Here is a 21,460-nt window from a genome sequence, read left to right as displayed (position 1 = left end):
TGCTCGGGAAAGCCAGAGAAGTGATCCGTTATCGCCCCAAAGTGCTCGGGGTGCCAAAGAAATCTCTTTTACAGACCTTAAACGTTCACGTTCTCTAAATTAAAGTGTATTATGAATCCGAACCTTAAATTTTAAATTGCTGTAATTGGATATTTAGCTCTTCAGCCATACCAGCGAGTTGATTTGCACTCCTTGAAATTTCCTCCATAGTAGCGGCAGTTTCCTCTACAGTTGCTGTTGTTTGTTCTACGCCAGCCGCAGACTCTTGAGAAATAGAAGCCATTTCATCAACGGAGACATTGATAGACTCGGAATTTTGAGCAACTGTATTTAGATTGCTTGAAATGGTATTTATGTTAAGAATCATGTCCTCAACTGCTTCCGAAATTTGTTCAAATGTTTCATTTGTTTGATTAAGTTGTGTTGTTCCTCTTTTTACTTCCTCATAGCCGGATTGTAGGGCAGTTGTTACATTGCTAGTTTCACCTTGAATACGGTTGACGATTGTTGAAATATCAGTGACAGAGAATTGCACTTGTTCTGCAAGCTTCCGAACTTCATCGGCTACAACTGCAAAACCTTTACCGTGTTCTCCTGCACGAGCTGCTTCGATGGCAGCGTTTAAGGCAAGTAAATTTGTTTGATTTGAAATATCATCAATTACAGAAACAAGCTTGGAAATTTCAGCAGACTGCACATTTAAGCCTTCAACTTTTTTCACTGAATCTAAAACAATCTCATTAATAGCTGCCATTTGTTGTGTTGATTGCATCATTAAGCCTTTACCTGTAGTTGTTAGTTCTTGTACATGACTTGAATTCTCTTTTAATTCAATGCCTTCCTGTGTTGTTTCATGAATACTACGCTGGAAAGAAGCCATAGTTTCGGCTAAATCTCCTGCTGTAGATGCTTGCGTTTCTGTGCCAGAGGCTAGCTCCTGCATAGTCACGGTAATTTGTTCTGTACCTGATTGTACTTCATTAGAAGATTGGGCCAGCTCTTCGCTACTAGCTGCTACTGTTTCAGAAACAGCATGGATTGATCTTATCGTTTGCTTTAATTTTTCATTCAGATCATTTGCAGAAAGCATTAATTGACCAATCTCATCACGATGAGTTATTGGAAGTAGTTCATGTTGCAGATTACCATCCGCTAACTTGCTCATGCGCTTTGAGACAATCGTAATAGGCTTAGAAATATTGCCAGCAGTGACAATGGCGATTAGGATACCTGCGATTGCCAATACAATGCTAACAATCAGTCCAACTGTTTTATTGCTTAAACTTGTTGATACTACGTCATCTCCTATTTTAGTAATGGCATCTGAGCGTGTATTGGCTAATTCTTCATAACCAAAACGAACTTCAGTTACAAGATTATTGATAGCTGTTAAATTTTTTAATGCTAAATCTTTATCACCTTTTTTATAAACATCGAATACTTCGGTATTTACGCGATTGCTCCATGTACGTGCCATTTCTACTAGCGCCTCACGCTCAGGCGTATTTACGTATTTCTCCACAATACTATTGCTTTCCTCAGCAATTTGACGATATTCATTAAAAGTTTCTATGTATTTTTCATCACCAGATACAACATAACTTAAAGCTGCAGAGAGACGAACACTCATAGACATTGCTAAATTTTTACTTGCAGTTAAGACGATTAAATCTTCTTTCACTAAACCTTCTGCTTGTTTTTCCATCTTATTATTAGAAACGTAAGTATAGGTTGTAAAACAAACAACTAATACTAACAAAAGAAGAAATGCACTTAATATTCGAGCTTTAAGTGTTTTAAACTGAAAAATACCTTTCATCTTTCCCCACCCTTTGCTAATTTTCAATGGTATAAATTGTTATAGTACAAATATTATTTTATAACTAAATCGTTATATAAATAAGCCCTTTTAATGGAAAAGTGAAAAATAGTTTTTTAGTACAATAACATTTTGGTGTTAATGAAGTAGCTAGTTAAAAATATATGTCTTTAGTGCAATTATGGAGTTTTTTTATTAGCTTTATGTATTTTTTCCTACTTAATGAAAAAAGCACTTGCTGCAAAAGTGCACCAAGCGCTCTGAAATGTATCTTCATTCAGCACCTCTCACCTTGGAAGGTAGCGAGATGGAGGTAAGATTTCTTTTCAGTGGATGTCCAAACACCAACTGAATGAAGATAGCCTCCGGCGGATGTCACGGATTTTAAAAGGGATGAATTGTGTGAGCACAATTTAAAATCCGGACACAATTTCGCCAAGGCGTAATTGATTATTGTTTCGCTTTTTTAGCAATTCGTTCCCATTGTAGTAATGATGGATATGGATCAAATGCCCATTCTGTACGTCCATTGAACTTATATATACCGTAGTGAAGATGAGGAGGGAATTTTCCGGACGTCCCTTCTTTACCGTAGCCAGAGCTACCAACATAACCGAGAACAGTTCCAGGTTCGACAAGGTCTCCTACTTTAATCTTTTTATTATAACTACCAAGATGGGCATAATAATGATATGAATTATGATTATCTCGAATTCCTATGCGCCAACCACCAAATTGGTTCCAGCCCTTTATTTCCACTACTCCATAAGAGGTAGAAACCACTGGAGTACTATAGCTAGCGAAAATATCTGTTCCTTCATGAATACGGCGTCCACCCCAGCCCCTATTAGCACCCCATGTACTCCGATAGCTGTAATCGTAATTGGTAGGAATTGGGAATGTGTGGGCATCGAGTTCAGTTGTTTTGAAATGACTATACATTTTGGAAATGGTGGAGATTTGATTTACGGCCTGTTCACTTCCGTAATATTCCCATAAAGCTAATTTAAAGTCCTCATCAGTTGTTCCAAATTTACTTAAAAAAGTAGCCATGGAGAATATGATATCGACATCATCCTTAGGACTAGCAACTCCATCACCATTGCCATCTAGCCCCATTCCGCCAAAGTAACTAATTGTATCTGGGCGAGTATCATCTCTTACAGGATTTAAAGCACCTGACCAATATTCATCAGAAAATTGAATGGCAATGATACCATCGCGTTTCGGAATATCTTTACGAACTGATTGCAAATTGCGTTCATATTGGTCAATGGCCGCTAAGAAATGCCACGGAATGAATAATTCGTCAAATTGTACGTAATAAGCCATACGTTTCTGAACAATTTCTTCTTGGGTGGGTTCTTCTTTTGCAAAAGCAACAGCGGGGAGAGTAAAGCTCCATAAAAACATCCATGATAAAAGGAATATAAAATGGCGATTCAATAATGGACCTCCTTTCTAACGTTAGAATAACCGAATTTTTTATCTTCATTCAGCACAAAACGAAGCGGTAGAAATGAGCAATTTTTTGTGATGAAAACGGGCTCATAGGTAGGGTTGATTTCCGTTCCGACTGGGCGCTTTGTTGCTGCCACTTCGCTTTCGCACAGAGCAAAGCTTCCTGGGGGCGTCGGGGCAACAAATGTTTTCTGTGACGCTAATCCCCAAGGAGTCGCCCAGTCTCCACTTCAATCAACTTATTCTCAAGGAGTATCTTTTAACAAATGTCATCCTAACTTTGGTGATGAAACAATAAAACGTCAGGTGAAACAAGTAAGTTTAAAACATTCTTTTTGTTTGACTTTGAATTCCTTTATTCTGTAGGAAGAAAATTATTGTCAATAAGAAGAAACTTCGACAAAGAAAAAGTATTGGGTATCATAATGTCATTTCCTTCATACTATGTTATAAATCAAGCCCTGAATGGAGGGAAGGCTATCAACATTTTAGATAAAGTGAAAAGCTATCGCGAAGAAGAAAATCAACTGAAGTGGGAAGGTACATTTGCAGATTACTTAAACATCATCAAGGAAAGACCTGAAGTTGCTCAAACAGCCCATTCACGCGTCTACAATATGATCAAAAATAGTGGTGTAGAGGAACGCGATGGGCAAAAAATGTATGAATTTTTTGGGCAAGAAATTTTTGGGCTTGAAACAGCAATTGAAAGACTGGTGGAGGAATATTTCCATCCAGCAGCACGAAGATTGGATGTTAGGAAACGTATTTTGTTATTAATGGGACCAGTAAGTGGTGGTAAATCAACAATAGTGACCTTGTTGAAACGCGGACTTGAGCAATTTTCGCGAACAGATGAAGGCGCAGTTTTCGCAATTAAGGGATGTCCAATGCATGAGGATCCTCTACATTTAATTCCACATCATTTGCGTAATGATTTTTATGAGGAGTATGGTATACGAATTGAAGGAAGTTTATCGCCTTTAAATACGATGCGTCTTGAAAAGGAGTATGATGGACGTATTGAAAATGTGATGATTGAACGTATTACTTTTTCTGAAGACAAACGCGTGGGCATAGGAACATTTACGCCATCAGATCCAAAATCACAGGATATTGCTGATTTAACAGGTAGTATTGATTTCTCCACAATCGGAGAATTTGGTTCAGAATCTGACCCTCGTGCATATCGTTTTGACGGTGAGCTAAATAAGGCAAACAGGGGTATGATGGAATTCCAAGAAATGTTAAAGCTTGATGAAAAATTCTTATGGAATCTTTTGTCGTTAACGCAGGAAGGTAATTTTAAGGCAGGTCGATTTGCATTAATTAGTGCAGATGAGTTAATTGTTGCGCATACGAACGAAACGGAGTATCGTTCATTTATTTCAAATAAAAAGAATGAGGCGTTACATTCGCGTATTATTGTCATGCCGATTCCGTATAACTTAAAAGTTAGTCAGGAAGAATTGATTTACGAAAAAATGATTAAAGAAAGCGATATGGCACATGTTCATATTGCGCCACATGCATTGAAGGCCGCAGCAATCTTTTCGGTTCTAACAAGATTGGAAGTACCGAAAAAACAAGGTGTGGATCTTATAAAAAAAATGCGACTGTACGACGGAGAAAATGTGGAGGGATTTAATTCCGTTGACTTAGAGGAGCTGAAAAAAGAGTTTCCGAATGAAGGCATGAACGGTATTGATCCACGGTATATTATTAATCGTATTTCTTCTGCTATTATTCGAAAAGAGGTACCATCTATTAATGCGTTAGATGTTCTGCGTTCACTAAAGGATGGACTTGACCAACATGCTTCAATTTCTCAGGAAGATCGAGAAAAATATATAAACTATATTGCAGTTGCTCGAAGAGAATATGATGATATTGCCAAGAATGAAGTGCAAAAAGCTTTCGTTTATTCGTATGAAGAGTCTGCAAAAACATTAATGAATAATTATCTTGATAATGTAGAAGCGTTTTGTAATAAAAATAAAATTTTCGATCCATTGACTGGTGAAGAAATGAATCCAGATGAAAAATTAATGCGCTCTATTGAGGAGCAAATTGGCATTTCGGAAAATGCGAAAAAAGCATTCCGTGAGGAGATATTAATTCGTATTTCTGCTTATGCTCGAAAAGGTAAGCGTTTTGACTATAATTCTCATGAAAGATTACGAGAAGCCATACAGAAGAAACTATTTGCGGATCTTAAGGATGTCGTAAAAATTACAACATCCTCAAAAATGCCGGATGAATCACAGCTGAAGAAGATTAATGAGGTTGTAGCAAGACTTGTCGATGAACATGGCTATAATACAACATCTGCTAATGAATTATTGCAGTATGTAGGTAGTCTGTTAAATCGTTAGTGACTTTGACCTATTCAGTGGAAACTATAAGACTATTGATAGGAGTGAATAGGAGTGTCCCATTTTAGGGCACTCCTTTTATCTTCATTCACTTATTTTTTACCGTAAGTGAAGTAACCACGAAGTGTAATTGATTTCTCTAAAAAAGTTCAAGAAAACGAATCACTAGCATAGTATAGAAAAAGCGAATTTGATAGATGGGTGAGGATAAAAATGACTGAAAACGAAAATAAACGCTTTGCCATTTCTCAGGAAAATTGGTCCCTCCATCGTAAAGGGCACCAGGACCAGCAACGGCATATGGAAAAAGTAAAAGATGCTATTAAGAATAATTTACCCGATTTAGTTAGTGAAGAAAGCATTGTTATGTCCAATGGTCGTGAGGTTATTAAAATTCCTATACGTTCACTTGATGAATATAAAATTCGATATAACTATGATAACTCCAAGCATGTTGGGCAAGGGCAAGGGGACAGTAATGTAGGTGATGTGGTTGCGCGTGATGCCAGCAAAGGCAATCAGGCCAATGGTAAAGGAAAAGAAGCTGGTGACAAGCCAGGCCAGGATTATTATGAAGCTGAAGTAAGCATTGAAGAGATTCAAAATGTGTTATTTCACGAGCTTGAGCTACCAAACCTACAGCAGAAAGAAAAAGCGGATATTAAAACGGAAAAAATTGAGTTTAACGATATTCGGAAAAAAGGTTTAATGGGAAATGTCGATAAAAAGCGCACAATCCTCAATGCGATAAAGCGTAATGCGATGAAAGGAAAACCAGAAATTACGCCGATTCATAATGATGATCTGCGATTTAAAACGTGGGATGAAGTGGATAAACCTGAATCGAAGGCAGTGGTCCTTGCCATGATGGATACAAGTGGCTCGATGGGCTCTTTCGAAAAATATTGCGCTAGGAGTTTCTTCTTTTGGATGACAAAATTTTTGCGCTCCAAGTATGAAACCGTGGAAATTGAGTTTATTGCTCATCATACAGAGGCAAAAGTAGTGACAGAAGAAGAATTTTTCACGAAGGGAGAAAGTGGAGGAACGATTTGTTCATCTGCCTATATAAAGGCATTGGAACTAATTCGGGAAAAGTATAGTCCTTCTCGCTACAATATTTATCCAGTACATTTTTCAGATGGTGAAAATATATCAATGGATAATGAAAAGTGCTTGAAGCTAGTGGGAGAGTTAATGGATGTATCGAGCATGTTTGGATATGGTGAAGTCAATCAGCATAACCGCTTTTCTACACTTATGTACACATACAAAAAAGTAGATGACCCTAAGTTTAGATATCATATTTTGAGAAAAAAAGGCGATGTCTACGATGCCTTAAAGAGCTTTTTCAAAAAAAGTGAATCTTAAATCATGTTCAAAGGAGGGGACGAAAAAGTGGAGAAGAAAGAGCTTGAACGAGCGATTGATGAAATTACAGAAATTGCCTCAAGCTTTGGCTTAGATTTCTTTCCAATGCGCTATGAAATTTGTCCGGCAGATATTATTTATACATTTGGCGCATATGGTATGCCTACTCGATTTTCGCATTGGAGCTTCGGTAAACAGTTCCATAAAATGAAGCTTCAATATGATTTAGGGCTAAGTCAAATCTATGAGCTAGTGATTAACTCAAACCCATGCTATGCATTTTTACTTGATACAAATACGTTAACACAAAATAAATTAATTATTGCGCATGTATTGGCGCACTGCGATTTCTTTAAAAATAATGCACGATTCTCCAATACTAGAAGAGATATGGTGGAGAGTATGACTGCAACAGCTGAACGAATAGCTGGCTATGAAAGAGAATATGGAAAGGATGAGGTCGAACAGTTTTTAGATGCGGTTTTAGCGATTCAGGAGCATATCGATCCATCCCTTTTACGACCAAAATTGCCTTGGAATACAGAAGATGAACTTGAAGAGGAAATTACTCAAGTAAAATCACCATATGATGATCTATGGCGTTTAGATGATAAGGAAAAAGAGTATAAATCGGTAAGGCGAAAAATAAAGCACTTCCCACCAAAGCCAGAAAAAGATATATTGCTATTTTTAGAGGAACATAGTCGAGAGCTTGAGGACTGGCAGCGAGATATATTAACAATGATGCGTGAGGAAATGCTTTATTTTTGGCCACAATTAGAGACAAAAATTATGAATGAGGGCTGGGCTTCCTATTGGCATCAACGTATAATGCGGGAGCTTAAGCTAACATCAGCGGAAACGATTGAATTTGCGAAGTTAAATGCAGGTGTTGTGCAGCCTTCAAAGACATCCATTAATCCTTATTACCTTGGTGTGAAAATATTTGAGGACATTGAAGAGCGCTATAATCAGCCAACGGAAGAGATGAGGAAGCTAGGTGTACAACCGAATTCTGGGCGGGAGAAAATGTTTGAGGTTAGAGAGATAGAGTCAGATATATCCTTTATCCGCAATTATTTAACGAAGGATTTAGCAAAGCGAGAGGATCTTTATTTGTTCCAGAAAAAGGGCAATGAATACCGTATTACAGATAAGGATTATGAAATGGTACGAGATCAGCTCGTATCGATGCGTGTAAACGGTGGATTCCCATATATCGTTGTTAAAAATGGGGATTACCTTCGCAACGGAGAGCTCTATTTAGTGCATGGCTATGAGGGAATGGAGCTCGATCCACGCTATTTAGAAAACGTTTTGCCATATATTTATCAGCTATGGGGTCGTCCAGTTCATGTAGAAACATATGTGGATGGAAAGCCAATGCTGTATTCATATGATGGTACAAAAAATTATAAACGCAATGTGTGAGGCGTGATTCCTTGGTGGATAACAAAACAAAAAACTTCTATCTGATGGTATGGAATATTTTTGCAGATAGAAGTTTTTTTGAGTATCAACTAAATCAGGCGTATTGATTAGGAAAATATAGGTTTATTATTGGCTGATAAAAGGATTTTATTGATATTTTGCTAATGTACGTCCATTTTTACTGATTGTAGCGTAGGGCTACTCGACGCTCGCCCGCAGGAAGCCTTGCTCTGCGCGAAAGCGAAGCGTCAGCGACAAATGTTTTCTGTAGCGAAAGCAAAGCGTCAGCGACAAAGCGAGTAGCCCGTAGCGGAAATCAGAGCCTTCTAATTAATTAGAATGGATAAAAATGGTTAATAAACACACTTGCAACTAAAATTTTATTATTCGTTTTTATCTTCATCTAACAATGGAGAGGACTCATTTTCATCTTCACTACTTTCACTATGATTCGAAGATGAATGGATATCGCTGTCGATTACTCTGCTGTCTCTTACTTTTATTCCTTGTTGTCCGCCAGCCTCATCATTATCGTCACCAGCAATACCGCTTCTGCCGTTTCCATCGGCGAATTGGGAGTTTACATTTCTAGTACTGCCGTTTATGGCATTTTGACCGCCTTGGTTGGCATTAGTACCTACATCTTTATTTATCTTCATTCAGGAGAAAATTCCCACCTATGAAGATGGTGAGATGAATGCGGATGTGATTCCTTTTCAATGGATGTTCAAACACCTACTGAATGAAGATAAAGCCTCCGGCGGATGTCACGGATTTTCAAAGGAATGAATTGTGCGGGCACAATTCAAAATCCGGACGCAATTACGCCAAGGCGGAATTGATTGGTCCCCCACCTTCAGTCCTTTGTTCAAAATGGATTTCTTTATTGCCAATATTAATAGTAAGATTGATGGTAATATGATTTTTAGATGGATCCTTTGAATGTTCATTATCAGGCATAATTTTCACCTCCTTCATTTTAGCATTACTATTAAGTTATTAATCTTTCTCAAGCTTACTTGTTCATGTAGCCCTAAGATGTATAAATAATACGAGGGGAAGGAGACTGAAAAACTGTTCCTTATCGTAAAATTTGTTAAAATGAATAGGATTTGAATATAAGAAGAACTGGAACGGTGAATCAACGTTGAGAACATTTAAAAAGGTTTATATAGAAATAACGAGTGTCTGTAATTTAGCTTGTAGCTTTTGTCCTCCAACTGCTCGTACAAAGGGACTTATTAAAGTGGAACAATTTAATAAAATATTGGATGAAATACGTCCTCATACGAAATATATTTATTTGCATGTAAAAGGGGAGCCGCTATTACACCCACGTATTGATCAGCTGCTTGACGCAGCGCATGAGAAAGGTTTTAAAGTTAATATTACAACGAACGGTACACTGATTAAAAAGAATCATGAAAAGATACTAGGGAAACCAGCTTTACGCCAAATCAATTTTTCTTTGCATAGTTTCGACGGTCATGAGGGATCGGAAAATCGTGAGAAATATTTAGGAGATATTTTGGATTTTGTGCGTGCTTCGAAAGAGTATAATACAATTATTTCATATCGTTTATGGAATTTACAAAGGGATCATGTAACGGATATTGCGGCACGAAGAAATCGTGAAACGCTCGAAATTCTAGAAAATGAATATAATCTTGATTATCGCATCGAAGAAAAAGTGCAACCTGGTAAAGGTGTAAAAATCGCTAATAATATTTATTTAAATCAAGATCATGAATTTAAGTGGCCAAGCTTACTGGAGCCTGAGGATGAAGGAAAAGGCTTTTGCCATGCCCTCCGAGGCCAAGCTGCTATTTTAGTAGATGGTACAGTAGTGCCGTGCTGTCTAGATGGTGAGGGCGTTATTAATTTGGGGAATGTGAACGAGAAATCCTTCACAGACATTGTTCAAGGTGAACGTGCAAATAATATTGTCGACGGATTTTCACGTAGAGAAGCAGTCGAAGAGCTATGTAGAAAATGTGGCTATCGTCAAAAGTTTGGAATGTAAAAGACAAATCCATTTGGTTTTAGACTAAATGGATTTTTTATATGGATAAAATATGGGATACCCGCATGGTAAAGCAAAAAGGGAGGTATAAGTAATTATGATTATGACTATCTATGAGCAAATTAAAGAAGTACTGGCGGATAAACAGAATCAAATGGTGACACCTGCAGAAGTGAAAGAAGAGCTACAAAGGAAATTTAATACCAATCCAGGAAGTGTCATTTTATCGGACTATTGTTACAATCGCTATAACAAAGGGATTCTTTTCCAAAAACATTTATTTCAATACATTACAAAAAGCACTTACAAATACATAGGGGAAAATTTCGCATATACGGGTCTTATATTTCACAAGCCACAAAAACAGAGTGGTGAGCAAATCGTAGGAGAATGGCGAAACGGTGTAAAAGTACTTTATGACGAACCTATAAATACAACGGAGTCATTAAATATTGTTAGTACTAATCAAATCGTTAAATTATACGAGGATTATAATGAGATATTAAAGTATGAAATGAGCCTACTTGGCTGCAAACCTACAGAATTACGTCATTTAATTGGCCGAATTGGAGAGTTTTTATGTGCAATCATTACAAAAGGAAGTCTTTCTAGACAGACGAATCAGCATGGATTTGATGTCATCAGTAACGGGAAAAGAATAAGTGTGAAAACGACAGCACAAAGTACAGGTTTTATTACGTTAAATCAAAATACATTTAACGAATTTGATGAAGTCTTCGTTGTACAATATAGTAATGATGATTTTAATATTATTTACTTCGGGCCAAAGGAGCCAATACAAAATATTGCTAGAAAATATGAAAATAAATACGAGGTGGATATTAGTCGCATTAAAGCAGTGTATCAAGAGTTTTCAAAAAATAATTGTAGCTAGCCGTCAAAACAGCTCCAACGTCATTGACTATTGGAGCTGTTTTTCTTTGATTGTGAATCAATAGTATCTAAAAAATCCTTCGTAATGCGTACTACGTATTTTACCTCGTCTAAATTGCGCTCCCTTAATACTGATCGATGTATGTCAAGCACAAGGTTCTTTTCTTCAATATCAGTAACACCAGATAATTTTTGAAAATTAAAAAGCTCCTCAGGGGCAATATCTAATGCTTTCATCAGCGTTTCTAAAGTGCTTAAAGTGATATTAGATTGCCCGTGTTCAATGTTTGAGATTCGTCCTTTACTAAAACCTAGTTTCCCCGTTTTTTCTGCTACTTCTTCCTGACTAAGCCCCTTGGAAACCCTAATAATACGGAGTTGTTCGCCTACTAGCTTTAAAAAGTCTGACATATGATTCACCTCTATGTAAAAAGCTAGTGAAAAACATTGAAAATGCCTATACCATTATAGTGGTATAATAGATATAATGTTACATTAAAATGGTACAATGATTGGTAGTAAGTATTTATTGAGAAAAAAGACTTATGCAAAATAGTGTTGATGATTCCAGTAGCTTGTTTTAGGGTATAGCTAATTAAGTTAAGGATTGGAGGATTCAGGCATGGTAAAACGTTATCGATTAGATGAGGTTGCTATAATAAAAGAGGGGAAAATAGTACCGAGGAAAAAGTATTTTACGAACGTCGGAGTACCCCTAATTACAGCAGAAGATTTAAAAAAGTTAATGCTAAATGGTGATATTGAACAATTACCAAAAGTTAATATTACATTTAAAAAACATTTTGAGTGTGCACCAGTACCAGCTAAAACCATCATTCTTACTAAAGCTAACTTGAAGGACAAAAATAAATATATTTATCAAAGTGAAACTGAAATATGTATTGCAAATGATATCGTCGCTATTATTCCAAATGAAACAATTATTTTAAGTGATTATTTATTACACTTTCTCAAATGGTATCAAATTAATAAAGAATGGCATCATTTGTACCATATACCCATTGATATTCCGATGATAGATATCCAACACAGAAAGGTACAAATTTTAAATAAGATTCAGCTTTTATTAAAAAATAAAGAGTCTTTGATGACAGCAGTAGAGGGGTTACCACAGCATTTTGACAATTTTTCAATGCAAATAGAAAATCACTCCAATAGTTTACATCATGGATTTAATCAGGCTCAGCATATTTACAATATTATGCTACACAAAATTTTCAAAGGTGGGCTTAAATAAAATTGCATAATCCATAAACAGTTCTTCATCCTCACTGGAATCGGATAATATAAATTTAGTCGGTGTAAAGGAAAAAAACCTCACACCGACTTTTTTAAATTTCGATAATTATAGGTAAAATCATTGGTTTTCTTTTTGTTTGTGAAAATAGATATTGACCGACAGCTCTTTTGATTTCTCTTCTTAAGACATGTATTTGCTGCTTACTTTCTTCCTGAAGCTCATTTACCGTTTCTTTGACGAGACTATTTACTTTAGTTAAAAGCTCCTCAAAGTTTTTGGCATAAACATAGCCTCGCGAAATTGTATCTGGTTCTGAAATAAAGGTACCATCTACCTTATTAAGCGTTATAACGATAACAAGCATACCGTCTTCTGAAAGCTGTTTGTGATCTCGTAAGACAACTCCTTCGACTTCACCGATACCAATACCATCGACATACGTATCACCTGAAGGGATTTTACGTGTTTGCCTAGCCATTGAATTTTCAATATCAACAACATCTCCATTTTTCATAATAAACGTATGCCCTCTTTTGACACCAACGGACTCAGCTAGCAAACGATGCTGATGTAACATACGGAATTCACCATGAATCGGAATGAAAAACTTAGGCTTCATTAGTGTAAGCATTAGTTTTAAATCTTCCTGATAGCCATGACCTGAAACGTGCATACCTGTATGACTAGCGGAACCATAGATAACATTTGCACCTAACTGGAACAAATTATCAACGATCCGTGAAACACCCTTCTCATTCCCTGGAATAGGGGATGAAGCTAAAATAACTGTGTCATCAGGTAAAATTTTTACTTCGCGATGATTTCCACTTGCTAAGCGAGAGAGTGCAGCTAATGGCTCACCCTGACTACCCGTACATAGAACAACAACTTCTTCAGGTGGAAAATATTTCACCTCACGTGCATCAATTAACAGATCCTCTGGAACGTTTAAATAGCCTCGCTCAAGTGCAACATCTACAACATTCACCATACTACGGCCAAGTAATGCAAGCTTTCTATTTACAGTAATCGCTGCATTTACAATTTGCTGTATGCGATTAACATTAGAAGCGAAAGTAGAGATAACGATTTTACGCTCGGCATGTAAAAATGCATCTTCGATATGATTACCGACAAGCTTCTCTGAAGGAGTTAACCCAGGTCGTTCGGCATTCGTACTTTCAGAAATCAGTACTAGTACGCCTTCTGAACCTATCTCAGACATCTTATGAATATCTGCAAACTGATTATTGACAGGCGTTAAATCAAATTTAAAATCGCCAGTGTGTACTACATTTCCTTCAGGTGTATTAATAACGATTCCTAAGCAATCAGGTATACTATGGTTTGTTCTAAAGAAACTAACATCAACTTGTCCGAAATTTAATGATGAATCGGAATGAATTTCTATTAATTTTGTCTCTCTTAAAAGCTTATGCTCTTTTAGCTTTAGCTCGATTAACCCAAGAGTAAAACGTGTCGCATAAATAGGGACATTTATTTTTTTTAGCAGATAAGGAATACCACCGATATGATCCTCATGTCCATGTGTCACAATTAATCCTTTGATTTTACCTTTATTTTCTAGCAGGTACGTAATATCAGGAATTATTAAATCGATACCAAGTAAGCTTTCGTCAGGAAACTTAGCACCACAGTCGATAATTAAAATATCATTCCCATACTGTACTACATACATATTTTTGCCAATCTCATTAATGCCACCTAAGGCGAAAATCGATAATGTATTGTCTTTTGTGGACAAGCATATTCCCTCCTAATTTTTCAGTTAATTTGCATGTGCCTTTAATGAAATTTTGTTTCGTTGCTTCAGCATTATGTAGTATAGCTTTAAGCGTTTCATCCTATACGAAAAGACAATTTGAGGTTAAGCATTAATATTAGATTTTCAAGAAGAATAGAATAGAGGAACGTATAGAAATAAAGGGGATGTGACTGGTTGTCTAATTACTTACAGCATGCGATGTTTGAACATAAGTTTTGGCTAAGGATACTAAAAGATCATTCTCAATTTATTCATGATTCATTGTATCCATCGGAAACAGAGGATATTAAAAGAGCGAGTTCATTTATTCATCAATTTTCTCAACTTCTTGCCTATGTTAATTCGATAGATGCCAATAATGCGGTTTCCTTCTCACTTACAGTCGATGAAGCTGTAGAACAACTAAAGCAATTTAAATTTTATTTGCTTAGAAAGCAATTAACGGGAAATGTTAATATTCATCTACCACCTACCTTTATTAATCATATGGTGAATGAACTAGAGGAGTATCAAAATGTACTTAGCTATTTGAAGAAGGGGGAAGTCCCACCAATCTTTCATGAGCTGCATCATCACTTACTCTGGCTATTAGATGCATCAGGACATGCAGGTATCATTCATGACGATCTGGATGGTGTAGAAAGAAGGTTGAGGCAAAAAAGTACTATCTTTGCCCAACATTTTGAAGAATTTTATTTAAAAGCAGTGGAGCTTACAGGATATTTGCGTTCAAATATAGACTCATTCCCCGCATTAACTCGCTTTAATCATGATGTGGATATAGAAATGGGATTATTCAAAACTTTTTTACGGGAGTTAGAGGAGATGGAGTTAAGTGCAGAAGTATTAGGAACATTTACAGCTCTGATGGCGGATCATATGCTAAGAGAGGAGCAATACTATTTATCGAAGCTTGCACAATCTAGAGGTGAAGGTTAGTTACACTAAAGTGGTCTCTTCAGCAAAGCGAGAGGTTGATTTCCGTTCCTACTGAGCGCTTTGCCGCTGACGCTTCGCTTTCGCGCAGAGCAGAGCTTCCTGGGGGTGTCAGATGAGCCGCTTCGCTTCGCTGCAGGGTCTCGGGCCAACACGATGTTGGTCACGAAGGCGTTATCACAGGACGTGATGGTTTTAGCCTTCGTTCCTCTATCGCTAATCCCCAAGGAGTCGCCCAGCCTCCACTCCAATCAACCACTTCATATAGCATGTTCTGGTATGTGGCCATAGCGTTCACTTTTGAAATGTAGGTATAAATAGTGATGGCAATCTGAGGTTTTCAGGTTGCCTTTTTTATTCCGATAAATCAGCATAATGTATCGATAAAATTGGAAAGCATTCCGATAAAATCTTAGGAATGTTTTTAGTCTGAATTTTAATGATTGTAAGCGCCTAACTTAAATGAGTAGAGGTATAAAACGAAAGTTCAAGAGTGGGAGGCTACTCGACTTCACTCACGTTGTTGATTTTTAAGGATAAATAAAAACGCCGGTACCGATTGGCACAATGCTTGCAAGCTCTTCGACATCCTTATTATGCATACGAATACAGCCACGTGAAACTGCATGACCGATAGAGCTAGGATTATTAGTCCCATGAATTCCATAATGCTCTTTAGATAAACTCATCCACATTGTCCCAAACGGACCACCGGGATTTGGATCCTTATTAATGATTATAAAATTGCCAGTAGGTGTACCATGTAGCATTCTACCAACTGCAATGGGGTATTGCTTTTGAAGAATATTATCCTTATATAAACGTAGCCATCGATTTTCAGTAGAAATATCTATTCTATAAGGGATAGTATTTGGATTAGGAAATCCAGGTATAACAATTTGTAGTCCTATATAAAGTACATTCGGATCTAACCCTGGATTAGCAGCCATTATGGACGACAACGGTGTACGATAATTTCTAGCTATTTGGGCCAAGGTTTCGCCTGCTTTAACTGTATGGATCAAATTTATCACCTCCAATACAATAAGGATCATCACCAAAAATTAGGTATGCCATGTATATATGTTGATTGGAATGAAGACTGGACGCCCCTAGGAAAGCGCCCAGCCGGAACGGAAATCAACCCTAACATTATGGTGATGTGCATATAAAAATTACTTTAATACAGGGTATGCTGCAGCTATAAAAAAAACCTTTAATATTTTCATAAGGATAGCTACTGCAGATAGTTGGATATGATAAGCAGTAACAAGCCATATCCAGTATTCGAGGAGTTATTTATGAAAGAATTTAAAATTACTTATTTTTTTGATGAAATGCATTATGTAAGGAGATTTATCCATATTGAATCACAGGAAAAAGCAGAGGCATTAGTTCGAAGCGAACGAGATCAATATATATTTTTTACTGATAGTAGAGGGATTTATCACGAGTTGCATACAAGACATGTTCGGGTCATTCAAATATCTGAATATCATCGTATCGATAAAAGTGCGAAAACGAAGGGCACATGATTTGTCCAACATTGCACATAGTATAGGTAAAGGAGTGAGCAATGATGGACATAGAAAACATACCACATGAGAAAAAAATATTTATGAACTTAGCAAGCAAGAACAAACCAGACATGGTTGAATCAGATACTATAAGTCTTTTCGACTTACACGAAGATATGCAAACGGTTGATGCTATACCGATTAAGGAGCTCAATAAAAAAGTAGAACGAGAAGGCGATGAATTGATCGAATTACAGCCTGATGAATTATAGAAGGTAGGGATTTGTATGACTGACCATAATGAAGCTCAGTTAACTTCTGCTGGAACAAATATTAATGAAGTAAAAAGAAAAAATGCAGAAGGTGGTTTATCTTACAATGAAGTGAAAAAGCTGCTAGCCCAAAGAGGTGGGGTTGGTACGGAAATATATAGTGATACAAATGTCGAAGAAGTAAAGCAAGAGATTCATGGGAAAAAGCAATAAGCTATTTGGAGAGGAGTATGAAATTTAGTACTCCTCTTTTTTTGTTTTGTAAAAGTGCGATTGGGAAAAATCACTGAATAAAACTTCACTTTATTTTACAATGTAAAGTATGTGTAAGGAGGTGTACAAATGGAGGGGAAAAGAAAACGTTGTCCGTTATGTGGGCAAGAAAATCATTGTGGGGTAGTAAATGGGCAAAAGGATTGCTGGTGTATGACAGAAAGTTTTCCTAAAGAAATTTTTGAATCAGTACCTCAAGAGCAATGTATTTGTCAAAAGTGCGTCGATACATATAAAAAAGATTAATCGTTTAGTCTTTGAAAATACTTCCATTGCTGTTACGAAACAATAGAAATCAGTTGGTACAATTGTCTACAGCACAACAACCTATCGGGCATATATTACTCTGAAAGGAGTGTGTCTAATGACTAAACCAGTTGTACTCAGTAATGTAACTAAGGCTTATTTAGAGGAAAACCAAAGGATCCTCGATAAAATGATGCAGGGCATGACCTATGTGACCATTACATGTAGTATTTCAGAAAATTTTATTAAGCAAATATTACCGCATCAAGTAGCTGCTATTAAAATGTCGGAAAATGTTTTGCGATATACCACGAATATACTTGTACAAAATCTCGCATTAGAAATAATAACAACAAGTACGGAGACTGTTGAATGCCTCGAAGCGATACAAAATAGATGCTGTATCGTACAAAATTCGGAATGTGAATTGTACGAATATATGTGTGCGTATAAAGAAATTACCGGGGCTATGTTCCAAGCAATGAGTTTACCGCCTGTTTCCAATAATATTAATATAAACTTTCTTCGAGCAATGATTGTTCATCATCAGGCAGGCGTTCGACTAGCGCAAAACGTTTTAAGGTTCTGTATTTGCCAAGAATTAATACCAATCCTTCGAAATATGATTCAAACTATGTGCGATCGTATTTGTGAAATGGAAAAATTACTAGATGCTTTAAAGGATTGCGAAAATTGCTAGTTTAAAAAACGCTAGAGTCGAAGTCGACTTTAGCGTTTTTTTTGACTAAGATGTATATCAGCGAAATTCCATAGTGAGGTTTGCCCTTAATGAAAAATAATCAAACATTCTCAACAGAAGGAGCGCACATAAATGTTACTGTTCGTTTATTACTATCGTAAAGACACCACTCACGGTGATCAACAACTGATCCAACATTGATGCCGTACTGCTTTTCTTGTAATGCGATTGGTTGGCCAAAGCGAATACGAATAGGTAACTTTTTATTGCGATGATAAAGACCTGATTCATGACTATGTCCGAAGAAAAGAAGTGATTTTTTGAATGGCGGAAATGTAGGTTGCCACGTCACACTCCATTGAAATTGATGTCCATGTATAAGTGTTGCACCATCAATCTCCATTGTTTCAGATAGTTCTGTAAAACGTTCGATGCCAGTAACACGTGTAATACGCTCTTCCTGATTGCCGCGAATTGAGGGGAAGGTTAGTAAATTTTCAAAATTTTTTTCTACTATCGCAGCTTTTTGTAGCGGTAAACCCGACATTGTTTGAGCCTTTTTCTTACTTACAGTACATTCATATAAATCACCTAGTCCCAATACCTTTGCATCTTTCGCAGATTGCTGAATATGGGCTAGAACTGCCTTAGTATCTTCTATACTAGAATGTAAATCTCCTAAAAGTGCGTACAACATTTTAATCAGGCCTTTCATCAATTATGCCTCGGCATAATGGCGTCCGGAATCGGCATTTCGTGACATCCGCCGGAGGCTTTAACTTCATTCAGCGGGTGTTTGTACACCAGCTGAAAAGTGACTTAAAACCGCATTCATCTCACCACCTGTAGAGGTGGGAAACTTCTGTACCTGTCGCTTCGCTTTCGGTACAAAAGACATTTGTAACTGCCGTTGCACTTACGTTACATAAAACATCTGTAGCTGACGCTTTGCTTTCGCTACAGAAAATAATTGCTGAAAGAAGTTAAAAATCATTATATAAATATCATACACCTAACAGAAATTGATAGAAAAGTAAAATGTATCAGTATATCTAGTTGGTCATATTTTGGTTCATCACCATAACGTGGATCTGATTTCCGTTCCGTTGGGCGCTTTACTAGCTTGTACTCAGGGTCACATACTTTTTGTGTGTTGAAAAATTGCTAACTTTTTCATAGATTGATAAAATATAATTGTAATTTTCTGAATTTTCTTATTGTAATTTTGCGTGGTATGAGGGAAATGAATTTAAAAATTTGGGGGGCTAATGATGACGATGTTAATGACAGACGTTCTACAAAACTATGCTATGCAGCAACCAAAAGGGATTGCAACGGTATACGATGGGACAAAGCTAACCTATAGTGAATTTTATAAAAGTGCAGAAAAACTCGCAGCGTACTTACAAGAGCAAGGCTTTGAAAAAGATGATGTAATTGCGTTATATACGCTCAATTCAGATTTATTTTTAATTGCTTATATCGGTGTACAGTTAGCGGGCTATGTTGTCATGCCCATTAATACAAAACTAGCAGCTCCAGAGGTCGAATTTATTTTTAATCATTCAGAAGCTAAAGGACTTATTTATGATGAAAGGTTAGAGGATGTACTCGCAACTATTAAGTATCCATTTCAACATATTATAGGGCTCAAAGAAATGAAAGAAGTGATTAAAAACTATCCAGGTCAAAGAAAAGCTGTCAAATTGGAACCTCATGATACGGCTGTTGTTATGTATACTTCTGGTACGACGGGAAAACCAAAAGGAGTAATGTTGACTCATCAAAATGTTGTATCAACTGCAGATATATGGTCGTCATCAATGGATATGACCAATGAGGATAGAATGTTTGTTTGTACGCCTTTATTTCATTGTGCAGGTCTTCATGTTTTTGCGATGCCGATGTTTTATAAAGGCGGTACGATGGTTATAGAAGAGGCTTTTTCATCGACAAACACATTAGAACAGCTTGCCGCTACAGCTGCGACAATTTTCTTTGGAGTTCCGTCAATGTATACAATTATTTTAAACACACCTAACTTTAAGGAACATACATTTAAAAATTTACGTTTATTATGTTACGGAGCGGCACCGATGCCTTATGAGCTTGTTAAGCAAGTGAAGGAGGCATTCCCTAATGTGAAAGTACAAAACCTGTATGGACAAACTGAAAATTCCCCTGCGGCCACTTCCCTTTTAGATGCCGATGCATTGACAAAGATTGGATCAGTAGGAAAAACATTAGCACAAACAGAAGTCCGTGTTGTTGATAGCTTTGGTGAAACTGTGCCAGCAGGTGAGGTAGGAGAAATTTGTGTCAAAGGACCACAGGTTATGAAAGGTTATTTACGTAATCTTGAAGAAACAGCTAGAGCAATTAAAGATGGCTGGCTCTATTCAGGAGATTTAGGGCGTTTTGACGAGGAAGGCTATCTCTATATTGTAGATCGTAAAAAGGATATGATTATTCGAGGTGGCGAAAATATTTATCCTATCGAGATCGAAGAGGTTTTATATCAGTTGCCAGAAATTTTAGAGGCAGCCGTTGTAGGTTTACCACATGAAGTATATGGCGAAGTCCCGAAAGCATTTGTCGTATTGAAGGAAAGCAATTCTTCCGATGAAGAGGCGATTTTGGCTTATTGTCGGACTCAGCTTGCAAAGTATAAAGTGCCACATGAAATTGAATTTTTAACTGAATTGCCACGTAATGCCTCGGGTAAAGTTTTGAAGCATACATTACGTCCAAGAGTAAGCACACCGTAAATTAAGTGTGTAAAAGTGAAACTCGAAAGTAGCAAATCTAGTAAACCCCTAAATCGGATGCGCACCGAATGAGAGTTAATGTGTCACAGGTAGAGGGTATATGAAGATCAATTAGGCCTCTGCATAATTGCGTTCAGAGGCTTTAGGCCAACATATGTTTATTGCGCGAAAGCGAAGCGTCAGCGGCAGATGTTTTTTGTGCGAAAGCGTAGTGCTAACGTAGCGACAGCAACAGATGTTTTTTGTGCGAAAGCGTAGTGCTAACGTAGCGACAGCAACAGATGTTTTTTGTGCGAAAGCGTAGTGCTAACGTAGCGACAGCAACAG

The 21,460-nt window shown here is 37.0% G+C and carries 21 protein-coding genes; 13 read left to right on the top strand and 8 right to left on the bottom strand.

The window, feature by feature from the left end; all coding sequences use genetic code 11:
* Positions 1-124 precede the first annotated feature (124 nt).
* Both ABH968_RS18920 and ABH968_RS18915 read right to left on the bottom strand, forming a co-directional pair.
* A complete protein-coding gene (locus tag ABH968_RS18920; RefSeq protein ID WP_370046438.1) occupies positions 125-1,819 on the bottom strand; it encodes a methyl-accepting chemotaxis protein in 1,695 nt (564 codons plus the stop codon).
* A 450-nt stretch (positions 1,820-2,269) separates the two neighbouring features.
* Entirely contained in the window at positions 2,270-3,265 is a 996-nt protein-coding gene (locus ABH968_RS18915; RefSeq protein ID WP_370046436.1) for a M23 family metallopeptidase, read from the bottom strand.
* A gap of 494 nt (positions 3,266-3,759) precedes the next feature.
* On the opposite strand from ABH968_RS18915, the gene ABH968_RS18910 reads away from it, so the two are divergent.
* The 3 genes from ABH968_RS18910 to ABH968_RS18900 all read left to right on the top strand — a co-directional run bounded on the left by ABH968_RS18910 (position 3,760) and on the right by ABH968_RS18900 (position 8,457).
* Positions 3,760-5,655: a PrkA family serine protein kinase gene (locus ABH968_RS18910; protein ID WP_370046525.1), complete on the top strand. Its 1,896-nt coding sequence runs from the start codon at positions 3,760-3,762 to the stop codon at positions 5,653-5,655.
* Positions 5,656-5,868: 213 nt separating this feature from the next.
* Entirely contained in the window at positions 5,869-7,026 is a 1,158-nt protein-coding gene (gene yhbH, locus ABH968_RS18905) for a sporulation protein YhbH (protein WP_370046434.1), read from the top strand.
* A 27-nt stretch (positions 7,027-7,053) separates the two neighbouring features.
* The gene (locus ABH968_RS18900) at positions 7,054-8,457 is read left to right on the top strand and encodes a SpoVR family protein (protein ID WP_370046432.1); all 1,404 of its coding nucleotides are present in this window, start codon (positions 7,054-7,056) and stop codon (positions 8,455-8,457) included.
* A 383-nt stretch (positions 8,458-8,840) separates the two neighbouring features.
* Here ABH968_RS18900 and ABH968_RS18895 read toward each other — a convergent pair whose 3' ends face one another.
* Complete coding sequence (locus ABH968_RS18895) at positions 8,841-9,116, bottom strand: hypothetical protein (RefSeq protein ID WP_370046431.1); 276 nt, start codon at positions 9,114-9,116, stop codon at positions 8,841-8,843.
* Between the two features lie 163 nt (positions 9,117-9,279).
* Positions 9,280-9,417, bottom strand: a complete 138-nt coding sequence (locus tag ABH968_RS18890) for a hypothetical protein (protein ID WP_370046430.1) — start codon at positions 9,415-9,417, stop codon at positions 9,280-9,282.
* A 187-nt stretch (positions 9,418-9,604) separates the two neighbouring features.
* Between ABH968_RS18890 and ABH968_RS18885 the strand changes: the two genes are divergently transcribed.
* Together ABH968_RS18885 and ABH968_RS18880 are read left to right on the top strand one after the other, a co-directional pair.
* On the top strand, positions 9,605-10,480 hold the full coding sequence (locus ABH968_RS18885) for a radical SAM/SPASM domain-containing protein (protein ID WP_370046428.1): 876 nt from the start codon (positions 9,605-9,607) through the stop codon (positions 10,478-10,480).
* A gap of 103 nt (positions 10,481-10,583) precedes the next feature.
* Complete coding sequence (locus ABH968_RS18880; protein ID WP_370046524.1) at positions 10,584-11,375, top strand: DUF7225 domain-containing protein; 792 nt, start codon at positions 10,584-10,586, stop codon at positions 11,373-11,375.
* 20 nt (positions 11,376-11,395) lie between these two features.
* On the opposite strand, the gene ABH968_RS18875 is transcribed toward ABH968_RS18880, so the two are convergent.
* Positions 11,396-11,785: a helix-turn-helix domain-containing protein gene (locus ABH968_RS18875; protein WP_142510121.1), complete on the bottom strand. Its 390-nt coding sequence runs from the start codon at positions 11,783-11,785 to the stop codon at positions 11,396-11,398.
* Between the two features lie 211 nt (positions 11,786-11,996).
* Between ABH968_RS18875 and ABH968_RS18870 the strand changes: the two genes are divergently transcribed.
* Positions 11,997-12,632: a restriction endonuclease subunit S gene (locus tag ABH968_RS18870; protein ID WP_370046426.1), complete on the top strand. Its 636-nt coding sequence runs from the start codon at positions 11,997-11,999 to the stop codon at positions 12,630-12,632.
* Positions 12,633-12,726: 94 nt separating this feature from the next.
* Here the strand turns inward: ABH968_RS18870 and ABH968_RS18865 are convergent, their stop codons facing one another.
* A complete protein-coding gene (locus ABH968_RS18865) occupies positions 12,727-14,400 on the bottom strand; it encodes a ribonuclease J (RefSeq protein ID WP_370046424.1) in 1,674 nt (557 codons plus the stop codon).
* A gap of 195 nt (positions 14,401-14,595) precedes the next feature.
* Here ABH968_RS18865 and ABH968_RS18860 point away from each other — a divergent pair, with 195 nt between their 5' ends.
* Positions 14,596-15,360: a DUF2935 domain-containing protein gene (locus ABH968_RS18860; protein ID WP_370046423.1), complete on the top strand. Its 765-nt coding sequence runs from the start codon at positions 14,596-14,598 to the stop codon at positions 15,358-15,360.
* 527 nt (positions 15,361-15,887) lie between these two features.
* Here the strand turns inward: ABH968_RS18860 and ABH968_RS18855 are convergent.
* Complete coding sequence (locus tag ABH968_RS18855; protein WP_370046421.1) at positions 15,888-16,382, bottom strand: L,D-transpeptidase family protein; 495 nt, start codon at positions 16,380-16,382, stop codon at positions 15,888-15,890.
* 276 nt (positions 16,383-16,658) lie between these two features.
* Here ABH968_RS18855 and ABH968_RS18850 point away from each other — a divergent pair, with 276 nt between their 5' ends.
* From ABH968_RS18850 to ABH968_RS18830, 5 genes are all read left to right on the top strand, one after another.
* A complete protein-coding gene (locus tag ABH968_RS18850; RefSeq protein ID WP_370046419.1) occupies positions 16,659-16,892 on the top strand; it encodes a hypothetical protein in 234 nt (77 codons plus the stop codon).
* A gap of 41 nt (positions 16,893-16,933) precedes the next feature.
* The gene (locus ABH968_RS18845; RefSeq protein ID WP_370046417.1) at positions 16,934-17,146 is read left to right on the top strand and encodes a hypothetical protein; all 213 of its coding nucleotides are present in this window, start codon (positions 16,934-16,936) and stop codon (positions 17,144-17,146) included.
* A gap of 15 nt (positions 17,147-17,161) precedes the next feature.
* Positions 17,162-17,359, top strand: coding sequence for a gamma-type small acid-soluble spore protein (locus ABH968_RS18840; protein ID WP_370046415.1), 198 nt, complete (start codon positions 17,162-17,164; stop codon positions 17,357-17,359).
* Between the two features lie 129 nt (positions 17,360-17,488).
* A complete protein-coding gene (locus ABH968_RS18835) occupies positions 17,489-17,665 on the top strand; it encodes a cysteine-rich CWC family protein (protein WP_370046413.1) in 177 nt (58 codons plus the stop codon).
* Between the two features lie 118 nt (positions 17,666-17,783).
* Positions 17,784-18,365, top strand: coding sequence for a DUF305 domain-containing protein (locus ABH968_RS18830; protein WP_370046411.1), 582 nt, complete (start codon positions 17,784-17,786; stop codon positions 18,363-18,365).
* A gap of 100 nt (positions 18,366-18,465) precedes the next feature.
* Here ABH968_RS18830 and ABH968_RS18825 read toward each other — a convergent pair whose 3' ends face one another.
* Positions 18,466-19,062: a metallophosphoesterase family protein gene (locus ABH968_RS18825; RefSeq protein ID WP_370046522.1), complete on the bottom strand. Its 597-nt coding sequence runs from the start codon at positions 19,060-19,062 to the stop codon at positions 18,466-18,468.
* A gap of 574 nt (positions 19,063-19,636) precedes the next feature.
* On the opposite strand from ABH968_RS18825, the gene ABH968_RS18820 reads away from it, so the two are divergent.
* Positions 19,637-21,133, top strand: coding sequence for a class I adenylate-forming enzyme family protein (locus ABH968_RS18820; protein ID WP_370046409.1), 1,497 nt, complete (start codon positions 19,637-19,639; stop codon positions 21,131-21,133).
* The last annotated feature ends 327 nt before the right edge of the window (positions 21,134-21,460 follow it).

It is taken from the genome of Lysinibacillus sp. RC79 (assembly GCF_041262405.1).
Lineage (GTDB): Bacteria > Bacillota > Bacilli > Bacillales_A > Planococcaceae > Lysinibacillus.
The sequence above is the reverse complement of the archived record's forward strand: the minus strand, read 5'-3'. Positions and strand labels throughout refer to the sequence as shown.

Coding starts and splice junctions, on each gene's coding strand:
- ABH968_RS18920 (WP_370046438.1), bottom strand. CDS start 1,819: ATGAAAGGTATTTTTCAGTTTAAAACACTTAAAGCTCGAATATTAAGT.
- yhbH (WP_370046434.1), top strand. CDS start 5,869: ATGACTGAAAACGAAAATAAACGCTTTGCCATTTCTCAGGAAAATTGG.
- ABH968_RS18895 (WP_370046431.1), bottom strand. CDS start 9,116: ATGAAGATAAATAAAGATGTAGGTACTAATGCCAACCAAGGCGGTCAA.
- ABH968_RS18890 (WP_370046430.1), bottom strand. CDS start 9,417: ATGCCTGATAATGAACATTCAAAGGATCCATCTAAAAATCATATTACC.
- ABH968_RS18880 (WP_370046524.1), top strand. CDS start 10,584: ATGACTATCTATGAGCAAATTAAAGAAGTACTGGCGGATAAACAGAAT.
- ABH968_RS18875 (WP_142510121.1), bottom strand. CDS start 11,785: ATGTCAGACTTTTTAAAGCTAGTAGGCGAACAACTCCGTATTATTAGG.
- ABH968_RS18870 (WP_370046426.1), top strand. CDS start 11,997: ATGGTAAAACGTTATCGATTAGATGAGGTTGCTATAATAAAAGAGGGG.
- ABH968_RS18850 (WP_370046419.1), top strand. CDS start 16,659: ATGAAAGAATTTAAAATTACTTATTTTTTTGATGAAATGCATTATGTA.
- ABH968_RS18845 (WP_370046417.1), top strand. CDS start 16,934: ATGATGGACATAGAAAACATACCACATGAGAAAAAAATATTTATGAAC.
- ABH968_RS18840 (WP_370046415.1), top strand. CDS start 17,162: ATGACTGACCATAATGAAGCTCAGTTAACTTCTGCTGGAACAAATATT.
- ABH968_RS18835 (WP_370046413.1), top strand. CDS start 17,489: ATGGAGGGGAAAAGAAAACGTTGTCCGTTATGTGGGCAAGAAAATCAT.
- ABH968_RS18830 (WP_370046411.1), top strand. CDS start 17,784: ATGACTAAACCAGTTGTACTCAGTAATGTAACTAAGGCTTATTTAGAG.
- ABH968_RS18825 (WP_370046522.1), bottom strand. CDS start 19,062: ATGTTGTACGCACTTTTAGGAGATTTACATTCTAGTATAGAAGATACT.
- ABH968_RS18820 (WP_370046409.1), top strand. CDS start 19,637: ATGACGATGTTAATGACAGACGTTCTACAAAACTATGCTATGCAGCAA.